The organism is Novosphingobium humi, from assembly GCF_028607105.1.
In the GTDB taxonomy this organism is placed as follows: domain Bacteria; phylum Pseudomonadota; class Alphaproteobacteria; order Sphingomonadales; family Sphingomonadaceae; genus Novosphingobium; species Novosphingobium humi.
Map to the genome: position 1 here is coordinate 505,345 of NZ_CP117418.1, position 17,284 is coordinate 522,628.

18 protein-coding genes and 1 riboswitch are annotated in these 17,284 nt (G+C 65.7%); of the genes, 7 read left to right on the top strand and 11 right to left on the bottom strand.

Annotated features, from left to right (window positions below; all coding sequences use genetic code 11):
- Positions 1-57: 57 nt before the first annotated feature.
- The 8 genes from PQ457_RS18130 to PQ457_RS18165 form a co-directional block, all read right to left on the bottom strand.
- Positions 58-1,311, bottom strand: a complete 1,254-nt coding sequence (locus tag PQ457_RS18130; protein ID WP_273620255.1) for a lactonase family protein — start codon at positions 1,309-1,311, stop codon at positions 58-60.
- Positions 1,312-1,383: 72 nt separating this feature from the next.
- Positions 1,384-1,980: a 5,6-dimethylbenzimidazole synthase gene (bluB, locus tag PQ457_RS18135; RefSeq protein WP_420541013.1), complete on the bottom strand. Its 597-nt coding sequence runs from the start codon at positions 1,978-1,980 to the stop codon at positions 1,384-1,386.
- Positions 1,981-2,115: 135 nt separating this feature from the next.
- Positions 2,116-3,438 carry an Hsp70 family protein gene (locus tag PQ457_RS18140; protein WP_273620257.1) on the bottom strand — a complete coding sequence of 441 codons (1,323 nt, stop codon included), beginning with the start codon at positions 3,436-3,438 and terminating at the stop codon, positions 2,116-2,118.
- 1 nt (position 3,439) lies between these two features.
- The gene (locus PQ457_RS18145) at positions 3,440-3,778 is read right to left on the bottom strand and encodes a hypothetical protein (protein ID WP_168601778.1); all 339 of its coding nucleotides are present in this window, start codon (positions 3,776-3,778) and stop codon (positions 3,440-3,442) included.
- Positions 3,779-3,847: 69 nt separating this feature from the next.
- The gene (locus tag PQ457_RS18150) at positions 3,848-4,180 is read right to left on the bottom strand and encodes an ArsR/SmtB family transcription factor (protein WP_273620258.1); all 333 of its coding nucleotides are present in this window, start codon (positions 4,178-4,180) and stop codon (positions 3,848-3,850) included.
- Positions 4,177-7,377 (bottom strand): efflux RND transporter permease subunit, encoded by a 3,201-nt coding sequence (locus PQ457_RS18155; RefSeq protein ID WP_273620259.1) that lies wholly within the window; start codon positions 7,375-7,377, stop codon positions 4,177-4,179. The genes PQ457_RS18150 and PQ457_RS18155 overlap by 4 nt, the downstream gene beginning before the upstream one ends.
- Positions 7,374-8,378, bottom strand: coding sequence for an efflux RND transporter periplasmic adaptor subunit (locus PQ457_RS18160; RefSeq protein ID WP_273620260.1), 1,005 nt, complete (start codon positions 8,376-8,378; stop codon positions 7,374-7,376). The genes PQ457_RS18155 and PQ457_RS18160 overlap by 4 nt, the downstream gene beginning before the upstream one ends.
- A gap of 20 nt (positions 8,379-8,398) precedes the next feature.
- On the bottom strand, positions 8,399-8,737 hold the full coding sequence (locus PQ457_RS18165; protein ID WP_273620261.1) for a rhodanese-like domain-containing protein: 339 nt from the start codon (positions 8,735-8,737) through the stop codon (positions 8,399-8,401).
- A 166-nt stretch (positions 8,738-8,903) separates the two neighbouring features.
- Between PQ457_RS18165 and PQ457_RS18170 the strand changes: the two genes are divergently transcribed.
- From PQ457_RS18170 to PQ457_RS18185, 4 genes are read left to right on the top strand one after another with little or no spacing between them, the layout of a single operon-like run.
- A complete protein-coding gene (locus PQ457_RS18170) occupies positions 8,904-10,217 on the top strand; it encodes an NAD(P)/FAD-dependent oxidoreductase (protein WP_273620262.1) in 1,314 nt (437 codons plus the stop codon).
- Positions 10,214-10,417 (top strand): YgaP family membrane protein, encoded by a 204-nt coding sequence (locus PQ457_RS18175; RefSeq protein WP_273620263.1) that lies wholly within the window; start codon positions 10,214-10,216, stop codon positions 10,415-10,417. Before PQ457_RS18170 ends, PQ457_RS18175 begins: the two co-directional genes overlap by 4 nt.
- 12 nt (positions 10,418-10,429) lie before the next feature.
- The gene (locus PQ457_RS18180) at positions 10,430-11,698 is read left to right on the top strand and encodes a TolC family protein (RefSeq protein ID WP_273620264.1); all 1,269 of its coding nucleotides are present in this window, start codon (positions 10,430-10,432) and stop codon (positions 11,696-11,698) included.
- A gap of 12 nt (positions 11,699-11,710) precedes the next feature.
- Positions 11,711-12,061: a carboxymuconolactone decarboxylase family protein gene (locus PQ457_RS18185; RefSeq protein ID WP_273620265.1), complete on the top strand. Its 351-nt coding sequence runs from the start codon at positions 11,711-11,713 to the stop codon at positions 12,059-12,061.
- A gap of 1 nt (position 12,062) precedes the next feature.
- Here PQ457_RS18185 and PQ457_RS18190 read toward each other — a convergent pair whose 3' ends face one another.
- Positions 12,063-13,823 carry a chloride channel protein gene (locus tag PQ457_RS18190; protein WP_273620266.1) on the bottom strand — a complete coding sequence of 587 codons (1,761 nt, stop codon included), beginning with the start codon at positions 13,821-13,823 and terminating at the stop codon, positions 12,063-12,065.
- Positions 13,824-13,891: 68 nt separating this feature from the next.
- On the opposite strand from PQ457_RS18190, the gene PQ457_RS18195 reads away from it, so the two are divergent.
- On the top strand, positions 13,892-14,293 hold the full coding sequence (locus tag PQ457_RS18195; RefSeq protein WP_273620267.1) for a MarR family winged helix-turn-helix transcriptional regulator: 402 nt from the start codon (positions 13,892-13,894) through the stop codon (positions 14,291-14,293).
- Between the two features lie 115 nt (positions 14,294-14,408).
- The gene (locus tag PQ457_RS18200) at positions 14,409-14,816 is read left to right on the top strand and encodes a histidine kinase (RefSeq protein WP_273620268.1); all 408 of its coding nucleotides are present in this window, start codon (positions 14,409-14,411) and stop codon (positions 14,814-14,816) included.
- Between the two features lie 3 nt (positions 14,817-14,819).
- Here the strand turns inward: PQ457_RS18200 and PQ457_RS18205 are convergent, their stop codons facing one another.
- Complete coding sequence (locus tag PQ457_RS18205; RefSeq protein ID WP_273620269.1) at positions 14,820-15,086, bottom strand: metal-sensing transcriptional repressor; 267 nt, start codon at positions 15,084-15,086, stop codon at positions 14,820-14,822.
- A 9-nt stretch (positions 15,087-15,095) separates the two neighbouring features.
- A complete protein-coding gene (locus PQ457_RS18210; RefSeq protein ID WP_273620270.1) occupies positions 15,096-15,968 on the bottom strand; it encodes a nickel/cobalt efflux transporter in 873 nt (290 codons plus the stop codon).
- Positions 15,969-16,074: 106 nt separating this feature from the next.
- A riboswitch (yybP-ykoY riboswitch) is annotated at positions 16,075-16,239 on the top strand.
- Between the two features lie 15 nt (positions 16,240-16,254).
- On the opposite strand from PQ457_RS18210, the gene PQ457_RS18215 reads away from it, so the two are divergent.
- Positions 16,255-17,253: a sodium:calcium antiporter gene (locus PQ457_RS18215; RefSeq protein WP_273620395.1), complete on the top strand. Its 999-nt coding sequence runs from the start codon at positions 16,255-16,257 to the stop codon at positions 17,251-17,253.
- Positions 17,254-17,284: the final 31 nt, after the last annotated feature.

Here is a 17,284-nt window from a genome sequence, read left to right on the forward strand (position 1 = left end):
CGTCCGCCTTCCCCTTCTTGCCGCGCCCGATCCGGATCGGGCATGCGATGCGCCCGTTCAGGCCGGAGCAGGCAGGATGGATGTCCAGAATTGCGTCTGCTGACCAACCGGCGTGTCGATCTTGCGCAGAAACGCCAGCGTGCCATCGGGCAGGATGCGGAACAGGCTGAGCCCCGCCGGGACCATCGCGCCCCCGCGCAGGGTCATATCGACCATACTGGCCGCCGCCAGCATTCGGCCATCGGGCGAGATGGCAAAGCTGCGGACATGAAAGCCGCGCGGGTCGATGCGCTGGACCAGTCGGGGCAAACCGGTGCGCGGGTGGAGCGCAAAGACCGCAATCGAATTGTCGCCCCCGGCAAACACCTTGCGCCCCTCCACCTCGACCGTCGAACTGGCGCGATTGGAGACATAGAGCGCATGGCCGCGCGGATGCACATGGATCGCGCCCACCAGCGTCGTGCCGCCATGGTCATCGCTGGGCGGCTGATCGGTGGTTGACGCGATCTGATCGGGATCGGGCGCCAGACGGGCGCCGATGATGCGATGGGTGTGCAATTGGTTTTGCCGCTCGACGGCGACATAGGCCAGCGGCAGATGCGGATGGAAATCGACATGGCGCGGGCCATAGCCCAGACCGCCCTGCCCCCCGACGGCAATGCTCTGTGCGTTGTGCAGATGACCATGGTCGAAATCGAAGAGTTTGAGCGCGCCGGGATCCTCCGGTCTGGTGGCCGAGGCATCGTTGCCCCGCGTGACCAGCACAACCGAGCGTCCGCCGGGGATCATGCGGATCTGATGGGCGAAAATGCCGCAATCGAGCGGCTCTGGCTGAACCACCATCGCGCCCACCGTGCCGTCCGGGCGGATCAGGTGGACCGACAGGTTGGAGGGCGCGTTATAGGCGCACAGGGCATAGCGCCCGGATGGGTCCACGCTCATATGCACAGGACGCTGGGGCAGCACGGCCGGTTCGCCATGCGGCGACAGCGCCCCGTCCGGCCCGATGCTGAGAGCCACCAGACGGTGGATCGAGCCGCCCCCCACCGAGCCGGCAGGCGCATCGGATGTGGCCACATAGAGCAGCCGCCCCGCCGGGTGCGGCCACGCATACTGGATCGCTGAAGGCAGGGTGATCGCGCCGACAGCGCCGCTGATGCCGGTGGCTGTATCAAGGCTGCGCCATGCCATCACGCGGCCCGTGGCGGCATAGAGCGTATCGGCGCGGCGGGCGGCGGCCATGGCGCGCGCGCCGGAAGAGATCGCGGCGGCGGCCAGCCCTTTGGAAAAATCGCGGCGTTGGATGGTCATGCTTTCATCCCGAATTGGCCTTGTATCCGGCCTATGTTCCTGCTGCGCCGCAAGTGTCAGCCGCAGCGCGCCTCATCGTTCAAACAAGCGGTCGGCCAGCGGTTCGCGCGCCTGCCAGCCCTTCTGCTCCAACTCGGGCGTTTCGGAAGGCGCCAGCGGATAGCCGATGCACAGCAGCGCGATCAGCGACCAATGATCGGGCACATCGAGCATCGCCCCCACCGCAAGGGGATCGAGGATCGACACCCAGCCCAGCCCGATCCCGCGTATGCGCGCCGCCAGCCACAAGGTCTGGATCGCCCCGACACAGGAATAGCGCAGCATTTCGGGCATGGTGGCAATGCCCAGCCCATGGCCTGCGCTGGCATGTTCGTCGCAGAACACGGCGAGCAATTCGGGCGCCTCGCGAATGCCGTGCAGCTTGAGCGCGAGATAGTCGCCATGACGCGCCTCGCCCTCATAGCGCCGGGCCGCGCGCAGGTTTTCCGCATCGACATGATCGGCCAGCCTCTCGCGCAGTTCCGGCGTGCGCAGGCGCACAAAGCGCCAAGGCTGGGAATGGCCGACCGAGGGCGAGAGCGCCGCCTGTTCGAGCAATTCGGCCATATCCCCCTCGGCCAGCGGATCGGGCGCGAAATGGCGCACATCGCGCCGCCAGCGCAGCAGCATGTCGAATTTCTGCGCGAAATCGGCGTCGAACCGGGGCCAGGATTGCGTCAAGAGCCAAGGCCCTCCTTTCGCATCAGCTATATGTCGATGCGCGGCCCCTGTCGCGCGGATAATGTCTCGCAGATAATGGTCCGTTCAGGCCGGGTCATCTTCTGCAACGACCCAATCGGCCAGATCGGGGGCATTCCCGATCAGCGCCAGCCCATGCGCGATCGAGGTCAGTTCATTGCCGCTGGCCAGACGGCTCTCGCCAAATCGCTGCTCAAACAGGCGCCGCACCGCGGGGATCAGCGAGGAACCGCCGGTCAGAAACACATGATCCACCTGATCCGCCTCCAGCCCCGCGCGGGCCAGCACCGTATCGACCGTTTCTCCGATCCGTTGCAGGTCAGGTTCGATCCAGCGCTCAAATTCCTCGCGCGTAACATCAGCCTCGATGGTCAGGTCCGCGTCGGCAAAACGAAATTCGGCATGGGTGCCGTTCGAAAGCGTCCGTTTCAGCCGCCCCACCGCCTCATAAAGCGCATAGCCCAATTCCTGCTCGACAATGGTGATCATGCGCCCGATGGCGGCCGGATCAGTGGCGCTGCGCTTCAGCTTGGCCAGTTGCTCCAGCGTGCGCCGGTTGCGCATCAGCGCCAGACGCGACCAGTCGCCAAAATCGGTGAAATGGCCGGCGGGGATCTCCAGCACCTTGTCAAACGAGCGATAGGTGCCGCCCTTGCCCAGCAGGGGCAGCACCAGATGGTCCATGATGCGATAGTCGAAACGGTCGCCCGCAATGCCGATACCTGCCGAAGCCAGCGGAACGCAGCGCCGCGCGGCCCCCGGCGCCTCGACCCGGACGAGCGAAAAGTCGCTGGTGCCCCCGCCGAAATCGGCCACCAGCAAGGTGGCCGGATCGCTGAGCCGCGAGGCAAAGCTGTAGGCCGCGCCCAGCGGTTCATAGACATAATGCACCGGCCGGCCCAGCATGGCGAACATCGCATCATAACGCTTGCGCGCCAACGCCACATCGGGTCGCGAGCCCACATAGCGCACCGGCCGCCCCACCACCACGCATTCGGGCGCATCCTTCATCGGATCGCCGCCATGCTGCATCAGATGGCTCAGGAAAATCTGCCCCAATTCCTCAAACTTCAGCCGCTTTTCAAACAGATTGGCATGTTCGAAGGAAGCGCTGGCCGCCACCGATTTGAAGGATTGGAGAAACCGGCTGCCCTGAGGAAAATCGAGATATTCGGCAATCGCCCAAGGGCCCGCCTCATGCGCCAGCCCGCCGCGAAACGCCTCGTCCTGCCAGAAACACAGGGCCGAGCGGAACACCGAGGTCGGGCCATCGGGAGCGGCATAGGCGATCATTTCGGCATGGGCGCAGTCCGATGCGCGGGCGATGACCGAATTGGTGGTGCCGAAATCGATCCCGATGGCGCGCGCCCCGCCCATGCCAACGCCCATCTCAGCGAGGCTTTTTAGCAATGGTCGCGGTGAAATCGGGGTCCTTGTTGGCCACCCAATCAACGAATTTGCGCACCGCCGGATTAGCCAGCAAGCCTTCGACATCCATGCCGTAGCGCTGCAATTCGGAATTGGTGAAATTGGTGATCAGCATCTGCTGGCAAATGCCGTGCATGGGCACGACATCGCGCCCGCCGCGGCTCTTGGGCACGGGATGGTGCCACACAATCGTCGATCCGGTGGGTCGCCCGCAAAGCCAGCACGGGACCGCCGGAGCGGGGGCCTCCTCTTCCTGATGCATATCGCCATAGGGGTCACGTTTTGAATGTTTGCGGGCCATGTCTGCTTCCAACTGAATTGCCCCCCTATACCGGCCCGGCCCGGCAAGGCAATCACATCAGCCGGCACCTCAATGGGGCGGCACACAGGAACCCAGCGCCCCGCCCTCGCACAGCGCGCACATCGCATGGATCACGCCCGAGATCACCGGGTCCTTCAGCCGATACCAGCGCGTCTGCGCCTCGATGCGGACATGAACGACATCCTCGGCGCGCAGCATGGCCAGATGCTGCGACACCCCCGATTGCGACAGGCCGGTGATCGCCACCAGTTCGTTGACGCTCACCTCGCCCTCGTCCATCCGGCACAGCATCAAAAGGCGTTCCGGGTGGCTCATCACCTTGAGCCGCCCGGCCATATGCGCGGCATGAAGTTTGAGTTCCGAAAGGTCGGATGGTTTCATACCGCCTCCTCGGCAAGAGGAACGCCATCATCGCGCAAGACCACATAGATCGCCGGGATCACCAAAAGCGTCAGCAGTGTCGAGGATGCCAGACCAAACAGCAGCGAGATCGCCAGCCCCTGAAAGATCGGATCGGTCAGGATCACGCTGGCCCCGATCATGGCCGCCGCCGCCGTCAGCGCGATAGGTTTGACGCGGATGCGCCCCGCCTCGATCAGCACCTGCCGCAGACTCTTGCCCGGCGCGGCGGTGTGGCGGATGAAGTCGACCAGCAGGATCGAGTTGCGCACGATGATCCCGGCCAGCGCGATAAAGCCAATCATCGAGGTGGCCGTAAAGGGCGCGCCAAACAGCATATGCCCCGCCACAATTCCGATCAGCGTCAGCGGCACGGGCGTCAGGATCACCAGCGGCAGCTTGAAACTGCCGAATTGCCCGACCACCAGCACATAGATCGCCAACAGCGCCACCATGAAGGCTCCGCCCATGTCGCGGAACGTCACCCAGGTGATCTCCCATTCGCCGTCCCACAGGATCGAGGGGCGGCTTTCATCGTCGGGCTGGCCATGCATCAGGATGGCGGGCTTGACCATGCCATGCCCGGCCCAGTCATAGGCCTCCACCGCCCGATCCACCGCGAGCAGGCCATAGATCGGCGCTTCATATCGGCCCGCCATATCGGCCATCACCATGGTCGCGCCCCGCCCGTCGCGGCGGAAAATCGCCTGCCCGCCGACCTCGCGCCGCGCGTCCACCACCTCGCCCAGGCTGAGCAATTGCCCGGTGGGCGCGGCGGCAACGGGCGTTGCAGCCAGCACACCCGACCATTGGCGTTGCGCCTGATCCAGCCCGATTTCCACCGGCAAGGGATCGCGGTCCGCCCCGCGCGGCACATAGGCCAATGTCTGTCCGCCCATCAGCGCGCCGATGGAATCCAGCACCTGACCGCTGGACACCCCGTAATGGTCGATCCGGTCGCGGTCGGGCACCAGCCGCAGGGTGGGCCGCGCCTCGCCAAAGCTGTTGTCGGTGTCGACGATGAAGGGCACCGAGCGGAAGATCTGTTCCAGCACCAACGCGGTTTTCTGCCGCGTGGCTTCATCCGGCCCGTAAACCTCGGCCAGCAAGGTGGCCAGCACCGGCGGTCCGGGCGGCGTTTCGACCACCTTGATGACGCCGCCCTTGGGCAAGGCCACCGCGCGCAGCCGCTCGCGCAGGTCCACGGCAATGGCATGGCTCGACCGGCTGCGCTCGCCCTTGGGGGCCAGCGTGACCATCACATCGCCCATTTCGGGTCGGGAGCGCAGGAAATAATGGCGCACCAATCCGTTGAAATTGAAAGGCGCGGCGGTCCCCGTATAGAGTTCCATGGCCGAAACCTCGGGGATCTGGCGGGCGATGGCGGCGGCCTGTTCGGCAATGCGCCCGGTCGTCTCCAGCGACGTGCCTTCGGGCAGGTCGAGGACCATCTGCACTTCGCTCTTATTGTCAAAGGGCAGCAGCTTGACCGTCACTGCCTTGAAATAGAACATCGAGCAGGCCACCAGCGTGGCCGCGCCAACACCCCACAGGAAGCGCTTGGCGCTCCCCCGTGTGGCGATGACGCGCGTGGCATAGCGGGCATAGATCGCCCCCAGACGCCCGCCGCCCTCGGCCTCATGACCATGGGCCAGCGCCCCGCGCGCAAAGCGGATCATCAGCCATGGCGCGATCACTACCGCAACAAAGAAGGAAAACACCATCGCCGCGCTGGCATTGATCGGAATGGGCGCCATATAAGGCCCCATCAGCCCCGAAACGAACAGCATCGGCAACAGCGCGGCCACCACCGTCAGCGTGGCGATGATCGTGGGATTGCCCACCTCGGCCACGGCGTCAATGGCGGCCTGCTGGCGCGACCGGCCATCGTCCATTCCCCAATGGCGCGCGATATTCTCGATCATCACAATCGCGTCATCGACCAGAATGCCGATGGAAAAGATCAACGCAAAAAGACTGACGCGGTTGATCGAAAAACCCATGATGCGGCTTGCAAACATGGTCAACATGATCGTGGTGGGAATGACAATCGCTGTCACCCCCGCTTCGCGCCAGCCAATGGCAAAGCCGATCAGGATAACGATCGACACCGTGGCCAGCGCCAGATGGAAAATCAGCTCATTGGCCTTTTCATCCGCGCTTTCGCCATAATTGCGCGTGACATTGACCGCCACGCCCGCCTGGATCAGCCCGCCCTTGAGCGCCTCGACCCGCGCCACCACGGCCTGCGAGACATTGACCGCATTGGCCCCGTTGCGCTTGGCGATGGCGATCGAAACCGCAGGCGCCATCGACCAGCCCGCCCCCTCGCGCGCCCAGCGCCAGCTATGGGCCTGATCCTGCGCCGCGCCCTGTTCGACCCGCGCCACATCGCCCAGCAGCACCGGCGCCCCGCCCGATGAGCGCACCATCAGGCGGCGCAGTTCATCGGCGCTGGCCAGCGGCGTCCCGGCGGTCACGGCCAGCGCCGCCCCGTCCTCGCGCACTGTACCGGCCGGAAAGGACCGTCCGCCCTGCCGCACCGCCTCCATGACCGAAGACAGGGGCACATGGGCGGCGCTCAGCCTGGCCGGATCGGGGATGATGCGGATCGCCTCGCGCTGGCCCCCGGTGATGAAGGTCAGGCCCACATCATCCACCTTGGCCACTTCGGTCCGCAGCTTGGTCGCCAGCGTATAGAGGCTGCGCTCATCCCAGCCTGCGCCCTTGGGCGTCAGGGTCAGGACAAGGATGGGGACATCCGAAATGCCGCGCACCGTGATCTGGGGCGGCAGAACGCCTGCCGGGATCTTGTCGATATTGGCCTTGATCTTTTCATCCACGCGGGTGGCCGCCGCCTCGGGGTCCTGCCCTACGGCAAAGCGGGCCGTGACCATCACGCCGTGATCTTCGGCCTGCGTATAGACATGTTCGACGCCGTCGATGCTCTTGACGATCTGCTCCAGCGGCTTGCCCGCCAGTTCCACCCCGTCCGCCGCCGAGAGGCCCGGCGCGGCAACGCGGATATCGACCATCGGCACCTTGATCTGCGGCTCTTCCTCGCGCGGGATCGTCACCGTAGCGATCAGCCCGACAAGGATTGCGGCCAGCAGAAACAGCGGGGTCAGGGGCGAGGCGATGGTGGCCCGCGTGATGCGACCCGAAAGGCCCGGATTCATCGCCCCGCTCCCTGATCGACGCCGGCCAGCACATCGCCATCCCGGACGCCGGATAGAATTTCAACCATGCCATCGGAGGCAGGCGCGGTCTGCACCGGCACCTGCGAGACCGCGCCCTTGGGGCCGATCACGGTGGCGTAATCCAGACCATAGCGCGTGGAAATGAAGGCGCGCGGCACGATGAGCGCGCGATGGGTTCCCGCCTCGACCTGCGCGGCCACGCGCCGCCCGATCAACGCGGCGTCCAGCCCCGACAGGGCGACATCGGCGCTGACCTGCCCGGCCTGCACCGCCGGATAGATGCGGGTGACGGCGCCATTCATGCCTTCGGCGCGCACCTTGGCGCCGGGGCGGATTCTGGCGGCCAGCGCTTCGGGCATGTCGAGCCGCAGGACCACCGGCCCCGAGGTCACCACCGCCACCACCATGCCCGGCGCCACCGGCGCGCCCGCGGGCACATCGGCGCGCAGCACGCGGCCATCGGCGGGCGCGATCACCGCGCCATTGCCCGCGATTGCGCGGATGCTGGCCTGCTGGGCGCGGGCCGCGGCGGTCTGGGCGCTGGCGGCCTGTGCGCCGGCTTCGGCCTGTTCCAGCCTCGCCTTGGCATAGACACCGTTGGCGGCCAGAAATTGCACCCTTTCCAATTCGGCATGGGCCTGCACGGCCTGCGCCTGGGCGGCGGCGGCCTGCGCGCCATAGGCGGCGGATTGATAGGCCAGCTGATTATCGGTGATGCGGCCGATCACCTGCCCTTTGCGCACATGGTCGCCCGCCCGCACCGACAGGGAGGAGAGGACGCCGGGAATGCGCGCCAGCACCTGCGCCTGATCCTGACTGGTCACTTCGGCCGATACGCTTTGCCAGTCGGGCGCATCGGCGGCCTTGACCGTCAGGCGCGGACCGGCCGGGGCCGTGATCGCCTCGGGCGCGGATTTGTCCGCGCCGCATCCCGCCAAGGGCGCCGCCATCAGCATGCCCATTGCCAACCATCCACGCATCGGCCCTCTCCCCTTTTTCTTCAGCGCTCGATCGGCAGACCGGCCTTGGCCCATGCGCCAAAACCGCCCGCCAGATGGGTGTCGACGCTGGCCTGCGCGGCGGCGCATTTGTCCAGCGCCATGCCCGACCGCTTACCGCCCAGACAGGTCAGCACCAGTTGCCGCCCCCCGCTGTCGGGCAGGCGGCTGGGCTGAAAGGCCGAGAGCGGCATGTTGATCGAGCCGGGGATATGCCCGCCGGCAAACTCGTCGGCTTCGCGCACGTCGACCACCATCGCCTGATTCGCGGCCAGCATGTTGGCCAGTTCATGCGCGTTGACTTCCCGGTGCTGGGCCGAATTTCCAAAGCCGAAGATCATGACGTTGCATCCTTGTGGCGCGGGCGGGATGGCCCGGTAAAAACACTACTTGCGTATATGCTGCAAATATAATATTAGTCAAGCAAGATTGAAGGCGGCACACTTCCGACGCCGCCCCGACAATCCGCAAATCACTGGGCCCGCACCACATTGGGAGAGCAGAACCATGTCCTTGCCCGGAACTTCATTGCCCCGAATTCTCGTGCTGGGCGCGGGTCTTGGAGGCACGATCGCCGCCTATGAAATCCGCGATGCCACCAAGGGCCGCGCCGAAGTCACTGTCATTTCCGACAGCGAGGACTACTGGTTCGTGCCCTCCAACCCATGGGTGGCGGTGCGCTGGCGCGAGCCCGAAGCGATCCGGGTCCCGCTGGCGCCGGTGATGGCGAAAAAGGGGATCGGCTTTACCAGCGTGGGCGCGCTGCGCGTGCATCCGCAGGATCAGCGGGTCGATCTGCGCGACGGGACCAGCCTGACCTATGACTGGCTGGTGATCGCCACCGGGCCGGAACTGGCCTTTGACGAGATCCCCGGTTTCGGGCCTGAGGGTCATACCGTTTCGGTATGCCGCACCGACCATGCGGCCCATGCCGCCGATGCCTTCGACGCCTTTTGCGCCGACCCCAAACCCATCGTCGTGGGCGCGGCGCAGGGGGCGTCCTGTTTCGGCCCGGCCTATGAATTCGCGCTGATCCTGGACACCGAGCTGCGCCGCCGCAAGATCCGCGACCGCGTGCCCATGACCTTTGTCACCAGCGAGCCCTATATCGGCCACCTCGGCCTTGACGGCGTGGGCGACACCAAGGGCCTGCTGGAAAGCGAGATGCGCGAGCGGCACATCAAATGGATCACCAATGCGCGCGTCACCGGCATCGAACCGGGCATGATGCATGTCGAGGAAGTGGGCGAGGATGGCGCGGTCAAAAAGGCGCATGACCTGCCCTTTGGCTATTCGATGCTGCTGCCCGCGTTTCGGGGCGTCAAGGCGGTGCACGGCATCGAGGGCCTGACCAACCCGCGCGGCTTCATTCTGGCCGACCGGCATCAGCGCAACCCGACTTTCAAAAACATCTATTCGCTGGGCGTCTGCGTGGCGATCCCGCCGATCGGGCCGACCCCGGTGCCGGTGGGCGTGCCCAAGACCGGCTTTATGATTGAAAGCATGGTGACGGCGGTGGCCCATAATATCGCGTCCGAACTGGACGGGCGCGAGCCGGACGAGGTGCCAAGCTGGAACGCGGTCTGTCTGGCCGATTTCGGCGACGGCGGCGTGGCCTTTGTCGCCCAGCCCCAGATCCCGCCGCGCAATGTCAACTGGTCCTCGCATGGCAAATGGGTCCATCTGGCCAAGGTCGGCTTTGAGAAATACTTCCTCCACAAAGTCCGCTCCGGCACCAGCGAGCCACTTTACGAAAAGCTCGCGCTCAACGTGCTGGGGATCAGCAAATTAAAAGAAACAACCAAGGAGAGCGTGCGATGACACTTGATACTGCTGTGATGCGTTTTGCCGGCACGGTCGTTCTGGCCAGCGCTCTGGCCGCCCACTTCATTAACCCGGCATGGATTTACCTGACCATGTTTGCCGGGGCCAATATGCTTCAGGCCAGCGTGACCGGTTTTTGCCCGGCCGCGATGCTGTTTCGCGCGATGGGCGTCAAGCCGGGCACGACGTTCAAGTAAGAGGATCGGGCCATGCGCCGCTTACTCATACTGCTGCCGCTGCTGGCGGCGGCTCCGGCATGGGCCAATGCGGCGCAGGCCAATGACCTTAACGCGACCATTGCCGATGCTTTGGCCCATGCCCCCGCTCTGGCCGAGGCGCAGGCGGGGCAGGCCGAGGCCAAGGCGCGGCTGGACGGCGCGCGCGCGCAGGGCAATCCAATGCTCAGTGTCGAAGGGCAGATCGGCGCCGGACGCATCGACAATGGCGGCTTCTTTGGCTTTACCGCGCGCAATGTGACGCCTCTGGCGCTGCGGGCGGGGGCGGAAATGCCGCTCTATGCCGGAGGCCGCGTGGCCGCCGCCATCGATCAGGCGAAGGGCGGCAAGGCGATGGCCGATCTGGCTCTGGCTGATGCGCGATCACGCATCATGGTGGGCGCGGTGGCCGCCTATGCCGAAGTGCTGACGGCCCGCCGGATCGAGGCGCGGTTTCAGCAATTGTCGGCCGAGCTGGCCGAGGTCGAGCGGCAGGCCAAATTGCGTTTTCGGGCGGGCGAGATCCCGGCCTCCGACCTTGCCGCCGCCACCGCGCGCCGGGCCGAGGGCGAGGCAGGCCTTGCCGCCACACAGGGCCGCCGCATCACTGCCGAGGCGCAATATGCACGCGCCACCGGGCATGAGGCTGGCGATCTGGCCCCTCTCCCGCCTCTGCCCGCCACGCCGCCCACGCTGGACGAGGCCATGGAGAGCGCTCATCGCGCCAATCCGGCGCTGGCGCAGGCGGAAAAGGGCATCGACATCGCGCGGGCGGGTGTACGCGGCGCGCGGGCGGAAAGCCTGCCCACCATCGGCGCCTTTGCCGAGGCGACGCGCACCCGCGACCAGTTCTTTCCCGATTACCGCGCCGATGCGATGGCCGTGGGGGTCCGGGGCCGTTGGACCCTTTGGGCGGGCGGGCGCACGGCGGCCAAGATCCATGAGGCCGATGCCGTGCTGGACGCCAGCGAGGCCCGCGCCCGCGACGCGCGCCAACAGATCGACACCGCCGTCATTTCGGCATGGACCGGGCTGAAAACCGCCCAGCGCATGGTCGAAGCGGGCACGTTGCGCGCCGCCGCCGCCGCCGAGGCGCTGCGCAGCGTGCAACTGGAGGCCAAGGTTGGAGCCAAACCCACGCTGGCCGTACTGGACGCCGAGCGTGAGGCCACAGCGGCCGATGCAGGCAAGATCGAGGCCGAGGGGCAACGCCTGCTCGCGGCATGGCAGCTTAATGCACTGGCGGGCGCGCTGGCGCCGTAAAGGAGGTTTACCATGAACAAGGACTGGCCGCAGATGGCCAAGGATCTGTCGGGGGCGATCAAGGAAGTGCGCATCGGCGCGCCCGATGTGATGAAGAATTTCTCCGCCATGGCCAGCGCCGCCACTGCCAATGGCGCGTTGGACAGCAAGACCAAGGAACTGATCGCGCTGGGCATTGCCGTGGCGATCCGCTGCGATGGCTGCGTGGCCTTTCATGCGCAGGCCGCGCTCAAACATGGCGCCACCCGCGAAGAGGTGATGGATGCCATGGGCCTTGCCGTCTATATGGGCGCCGGGCCAAGCCTGATGTATGCGGCGCAGGCCGTGGAGGCCTATGACCAGTTCGCGGTGGCCGCGAAATAGATCAGGCGCGCACGACCTCATCGGCGCGGGCGGCTTGGCGCGCTTTTAACAGATCGTGGCGCGTGACCATGCCGACCACCCGGCCATCGGCGGGGGACAGCACGGGAATGCGCCCCTTGCCCGTTTCCAGAATGAGGTCGGCCAGCGCGCCAATCGGCGTTTGCGGCCAGACATAGCGCGAGGAGGCATCCGAAAGGACATCGCGCAGGCACAGGTCTGGCTCCATTCCGCCGCTTTGCCAGTTCAGCGCATCCTCGCGCGAGACCATACCGACAAGGCCGCCTGCGGCATTGACCACCGGATAGCTGCGATGCCAGGCCCCGTCGGCAAAGAAGGCCAGGGCCTCGGAGACCAGCGTGGTGTCGGCCATGGTCTGGGGTGCGGGGGTCATGATCCGTTCGACCTGAAACAGTTCGAGCGGATCGACGCTGTATTCCTGACGGATATGGCGGCCGCGCCGCGCGATCTTTTCGGTCAGGATCGAGCGGCGCATTACCAGCACGCTGACCCCATAGGCGCCGATGGCGCAGGCCATCGTTAGGGGCAGCGCCTCGAAATGCCCGGTCAGTTCAGCCGCGAACAAGGCACCAGTCAAGGGCGCACGCATCGCCCCGCTCATGATCCCGGCCATGCCGATCATCGCCCAGACGCCCTCGCCCCCCGGCAGCCACAGGCCCGCCAGCGCGCCCAAGGCCCCGCCCAGCATCAGCAGGGGCGCCAGCACCCCGCCCGATGTGCCCGATCCAAGAGCCACCAGCCAGACAGCGGCCTTGACGATCAACAGCAACCCAATCGCCCGCGCGCCCATCGCGCCATCCAGCAGCGCCTGAATATTGGCATAACCCGCCCCCAGCACGCGCGGGTCGATCAGCGCTCCCAGCCCGACCACCAGGCCACCGATGGCGGGCCACCACATCCAATGCACCGGCAGGCGATGAAATCCATCCTCCACACGGTAAAGCACGCTGGAGAGCACACCCGCCATCCCGCCCTGCAACAGCCCCAGCCCCAACGCCGCCGCAAGCGCCCAGAACCCGACCGGCATCGCCAGATTGGCCGGGAACATCGGCCCCGCGCCAAGCCAGACCCCGCGCAGCACGTGGGCAACCAGACAGGCCAGCACCACCGGCACAAAGCTGCGCGGTTTCCATTCGAACAGCAGCACTTCGACCGCCAACAGGACCGCGGCCAGCGGCGTGCCGAAAATCGCCGTCATCCCCGCCGCCGCGCCCGACACCAGCAGCGTCTTGCGCTCGGCAGCGGTCAGATGAAAGCGCTGAGCAAAGAGCGAGCCGATAGCGCCGCCGGTCATGATGATCGGCCCTTCCGCGCCAAAAGGGCCGCCGCTGCCGATGGAAATGGCCGAGGACAGGGGCTTGAGAATGGCGACCTTGAGCGAGAGGCGACTCTCGCCATAGAGGATGGTTTCGATGGCCTCGGGAATGCCGTGGCCTCGGATCTTTTCTGAACCATAGCGCGCCATCAGCCCGACGATGACACTGCCCAGCACCGGCATCATCACGATCGACATTGGCGCAGTCCCGGCGGCCATGGTGGCCGGATCGAGCGAGATACGCCCATACCAGAACAGATTGGTGGCCAGAGCGATCAGCCGCAGCAGCACCCATGCCCCCGCCGCGCCCCCTGCGCCCACCACCAGCGCGGCCAGCGCCAGCACCACCATGCGATGATCGGCGGTATGATCGCGCAGATTGGGCAGATCAGGAGCGAAATGGGATGGCGGCAAAGGGGCAACGGTCATAGATGGCTCCGGATTGTGCGCCGCGCAAATATATCGTAGTGCGATATAAATCAAGAAGAGGAAACGCCATGGCCGAACTGGAGGAATCCGATTACGCGCTGCTGGCGCAATTCCGGCATACGCTGCGCCAGTTTCTGGTGTTCAGCGAGGACAAGGCGGCCGGTTTCGGCCTGACGCCGCAACAGCATCAGGCCCTGCTGGCGATCCGCGCCGCGCCCGAGGGCGGGGCGACCATCGGCTATGTGGCCGAAAGGCTGATCCTCAAACCCCACAGCGCCAGCGGGCTGGTCGACCGGCTGGAAACGCAGGGCTGGCTGATGCGCGCGCCCTCGCCGCAGGATCGGCGTCAGGCCCTGCTGATCCTGACCGACAGGGCGCGCGAGGCGCTGGAGGGGTTGAGCGCGACCCATCGCGAGGAAATCCGCCGTCTGCGCCCGATGCTGACCGATCTGTTGATGCGTTTGGGATAAGGCGAGCCGCAAGGGCTTCAAGCTGAATATTTTACGACAATTGTATTCAGATTGTCGGAAGTCTGCCTTCGCTAAAACCACCCCAGCGGCACATCGCCGTTACGGGAGAAATGACATGCGGCATTGGATCGAAGCCATGGCCATCGGGGCGGGCCTGATGATGGCGGGCAGCGCCCAGGCGCAAAGCTGGGGCGTCTATATTGGCAACAGCGCTCCGCCCTATGCGGCGGGCTGGCAGGATGACGGGACAGAACGGATGATGCGTTTCATCTGTTCGGGCCAGCGCGCCCAAGGGCTGGAAAACCGGCTGGATCACGAGGTGGATGAAGGCGATATCGACCCCGGCACCGCCAATCGCATCCACGCCGCCATCGACGGACTGGAGGGCCGCCAGCGCCATGAATGCTCCGAGGGTGATGTCCGTTCGGTGCGCGAGATTGGCTGGCGCTATGACCGGATCGGCCAGTGGATGGAAAGCGCCGCCCATGGCGATGACGGGCCGGGCTGGCGTCCTCGTTGGTAAACTTCAGAGATACTTGGCCAGTTCGGACAGCTGCGCCAGTTTCTCGCGCAGCTCCGGCGTCAGCTCGCCCAGCGTATCGGTCAGGTGATGTTCGATATGATGGGCCACCAGCCGCTTCTTGGCCTTGTCCAGAGCCGCCACCACCGCGGCCAGTTGCTGGGCCACATCGAGCGCGCTGCGGTTATCCTCGATCATCGCGATGATGCTGGCGAGGTGACCGTTGGCGCGCTTGAGGCGGTTGGTCAGGTCCTTGTCGGTGGCGTGGCTCATCGCGCCGGTTCAGAGCAGATGGCGCGCGCCGTCAAGCGCAATCACCGCCCCCACGATCAGGATCACCGCGCCTGAGAGCAGCGGCGCCTTGCGCACCGCATCGCCAAACCCGCTCCAGCGTTTTTCCAGATGGCGCAGCGAGAGCGCGGCCAGCACGCCTGATGCCACCATCGTCAGCGCCAGCCCAACCGAGAACCCCGTTACCAGCACCGCGCCCAGCGCCACCCGATGCAATTGCAGGCAGAGCATCAGCACCGTGATGGCGCCGGGGCAAGGCACCAGCCCGCCCGTCAGGCCAAAGAGCACGATCTGGCCCGTGGTGACCGATCGGCCCGCAAAGCGGCGGCGGATATCCTCGGCATGGGCCGCCTCATGGGCATCGACATAGCCGCCGGTGGCCAGTTCGAGTTCGTGGATCTCTTCCTCACTCGGCTCGTGATGATGATGGTGCCCGTGGTGGTGATCATGGCCATGGTGATGATCGTGTCCATGATGGTGATCATGGCCGTGATGATGCGCATGGTCATGGGCCGCGTGCAGATCGGCCCGCGCGCGCCAGATCATCCAGACCGCCATCGCCACAATCACCGCGCCCGAGGCCAATTGGAAATAGGGTTCGGTATCCTCCGCCCGGAAGGAGCCAAAGGCCCACATCCCTCCCATCGCCACCAGCCACACCACCAGCGTATGCGACAGCGTGGCCGCCAGCCCCAGCAGCACCGCCTGACGCACCGTACCCTTCACCGCGATGATGAAGGCGGCCATCATGGTCTTGGAATGGCCCGGCTCCAGCCCGTGCAACGCGCCCAGCAGAATGGCGCTGGGGATGAAGAGCCAGCCATGGGCGGCGTCCTGGGCGATAAGGGCGGTGAGGTCGGTCATGGCCTGCAAGTATCCCCCCTGGGGGGATATGGCAAGGGTGATATTGTCGCGCCTTTGCCATCGCCTCGGTTGACATGCGGCCCGGCAGGCGCCAAAGGCCGTTCATCCCTTGGGGAGTAGCCATCCGCATTTTCAGCGGAGCGTATGTCAACAAACTTGGCCCCGGCCATGGCATGCGCGACCTTTCCGGTTCGGCGAGACCATGGATCGGCATGCACTCGGGGTCGGGTGCGTGCCCGGTTCATGTGTCCAATTTCCGGCCCCGTGGAATTTGTTCATGTCTTCTTTGACGATCACTGTCGCGCTGCTGCTTGGGTCGGCTGTCGTGATCTATCTGGCCTGCGAATATTTCGTGAATGGCGTTGAATGGGTCGGCGAAAAGATGGACGTCGGCCAGAAAGCGACCGGCACCATTCTGGCCGCCTTCGGCACGGCCCTGCCCGAAAGCGTGGTGACGCTGGTGGCGGTGGCCTTTGGCACGGGGGCCGCAGCCAAGGAACTGGGCGTGGGGGCGGCGCTGGGCGGCCCGCTGGCGCTGTCGACCATTGCCTATGCCACGGTGGGCGTGGTGCTGCTGCTGACGGGGCGGCGGCTGGTGGGCTCGGCGGAAATGGCGCATACTTTCCGCCATCTCAGCAAGGATCAGGGATGGTTTCTGACCATTTTTGCCGCCAAGATCACGCTGGGCCTGATCGCCTTCGCGTGGAAACCTTGGCTGGGCGTGCTGTTTCTGGCGGCCTACGCGCTCTATGTCCGTCAGGAGCTGGGCGGCGAAGGCGATGATGCCGAAGAGGGTATCGAGCCGCTGAAATTCCAGCCCAGGCGTGCGGTTCCTGCCACGGCCATGGCTGTTTTTCAGGTGCTGGTGGCGCTGGTGGTGATCTTTGTCGCCTCGCAGACTTTCGTGCGGCAACTGGAGGCGCTGGGGCCGGCGCTGGGCCTGCGCCCGCAATTGCTGGCGCTGCTTTTCAGCCCGATCGCGACGGAATTGCCCGAAACGATGAATGCGGTGATCTGGGTGCGTCAGGGCAAGTACAAGCTGGCGCTTGCCAATATTTCGGGTGCGATGATGATCCAGGCGACGATCCCCACCGCACTGGGCCTGTTCTTCACGCCCTGGCTGCTGACGCCGCCGCTTCTGGTGGCGGCAGGCGCGACGATGGCGGCGATCCTTGTCATGTTTCTGGTGTTCCGGCGCGGCAAGGCCTCGCGCGGGCTGCTGGCGGGGATGGGACTGCTCTATCTGGTGTTTGCGGGCGTCATTGCCGCGCTGCATCTGGGTTAAGCGGCGAAGGGCAATTCCCCCCGACATCGAC

Excerpts from the sequence above, each read along its gene's own strand:
- PQ457_RS18205 (WP_273620269.1), bottom strand. The coding sequence starts at position 15,086 with ATGAGCCACGCCACCGACAAGGACCTGACCAACCGCCTCAAGCGCGCC.
- PQ457_RS18195 (WP_273620267.1), top strand. The coding sequence starts at position 13,892 with ATGGCCGAACTGGAGGAATCCGATTACGCGCTGCTGGCGCAATTCCGG.
- PQ457_RS18160 (WP_273620260.1), bottom strand. The coding sequence starts at position 8,378 with ATGCGTGGATGGTTGGCAATGGGCATGCTGATGGCGGCGCCCTTGGCG.
- PQ457_RS18165 (WP_273620261.1), bottom strand. The coding sequence starts at position 8,737 with ATGATCTTCGGCTTTGGAAATTCGGCCCAGCACCGGGAAGTCAACGCG.
- PQ457_RS18185 (WP_273620265.1), top strand. The coding sequence starts at position 11,711 with ATGAACAAGGACTGGCCGCAGATGGCCAAGGATCTGTCGGGGGCGATC.
- PQ457_RS18200 (WP_273620268.1), top strand. The coding sequence starts at position 14,409 with ATGCGGCATTGGATCGAAGCCATGGCCATCGGGGCGGGCCTGATGATG.
- PQ457_RS18130 (WP_273620255.1), bottom strand. The coding sequence starts at position 1,311 with ATGACCATCCAACGCCGCGATTTTTCCAAAGGGCTGGCCGCCGCCGCG.
- PQ457_RS18140 (WP_273620257.1), bottom strand. The coding sequence starts at position 3,438 with ATGGGCGTTGGCATGGGCGGGGCGCGCGCCATCGGGATCGATTTCGGC.
- PQ457_RS18145 (WP_168601778.1), bottom strand. The coding sequence starts at position 3,778 with ATGGCCCGCAAACATTCAAAACGTGACCCCTATGGCGATATGCATCAG.
- PQ457_RS18150 (WP_273620258.1), bottom strand. The coding sequence starts at position 4,180 with ATGAAACCATCCGACCTTTCGGAACTCAAACTTCATGCCGCGCATATG.
- PQ457_RS18180 (WP_273620264.1), top strand. The coding sequence starts at position 10,430 with ATGCGCCGCTTACTCATACTGCTGCCGCTGCTGGCGGCGGCTCCGGCA.
- PQ457_RS18175 (WP_273620263.1), top strand. The coding sequence starts at position 10,214 with ATGACACTTGATACTGCTGTGATGCGTTTTGCCGGCACGGTCGTTCTG.
- bluB (WP_420541013.1), bottom strand. The coding sequence starts at position 1,980 with ATGCTGCTGCGCTGGCGGCGCGATGTGCGCCATTTCGCGCCCGATCCG.
- PQ457_RS18210 (WP_273620270.1), bottom strand. The coding sequence starts at position 15,968 with ATGACCGACCTCACCGCCCTTATCGCCCAGGACGCCGCCCATGGCTGG.
- PQ457_RS18170 (WP_273620262.1), top strand. The coding sequence starts at position 8,904 with ATGTCCTTGCCCGGAACTTCATTGCCCCGAATTCTCGTGCTGGGCGCG.
- PQ457_RS18190 (WP_273620266.1), bottom strand. The coding sequence starts at position 13,823 with ATGACCGTTGCCCCTTTGCCGCCATCCCATTTCGCTCCTGATCTGCCC.
- PQ457_RS18155 (WP_273620259.1), bottom strand. The coding sequence starts at position 7,377 with ATGAATCCGGGCCTTTCGGGTCGCATCACGCGGGCCACCATCGCCTCG.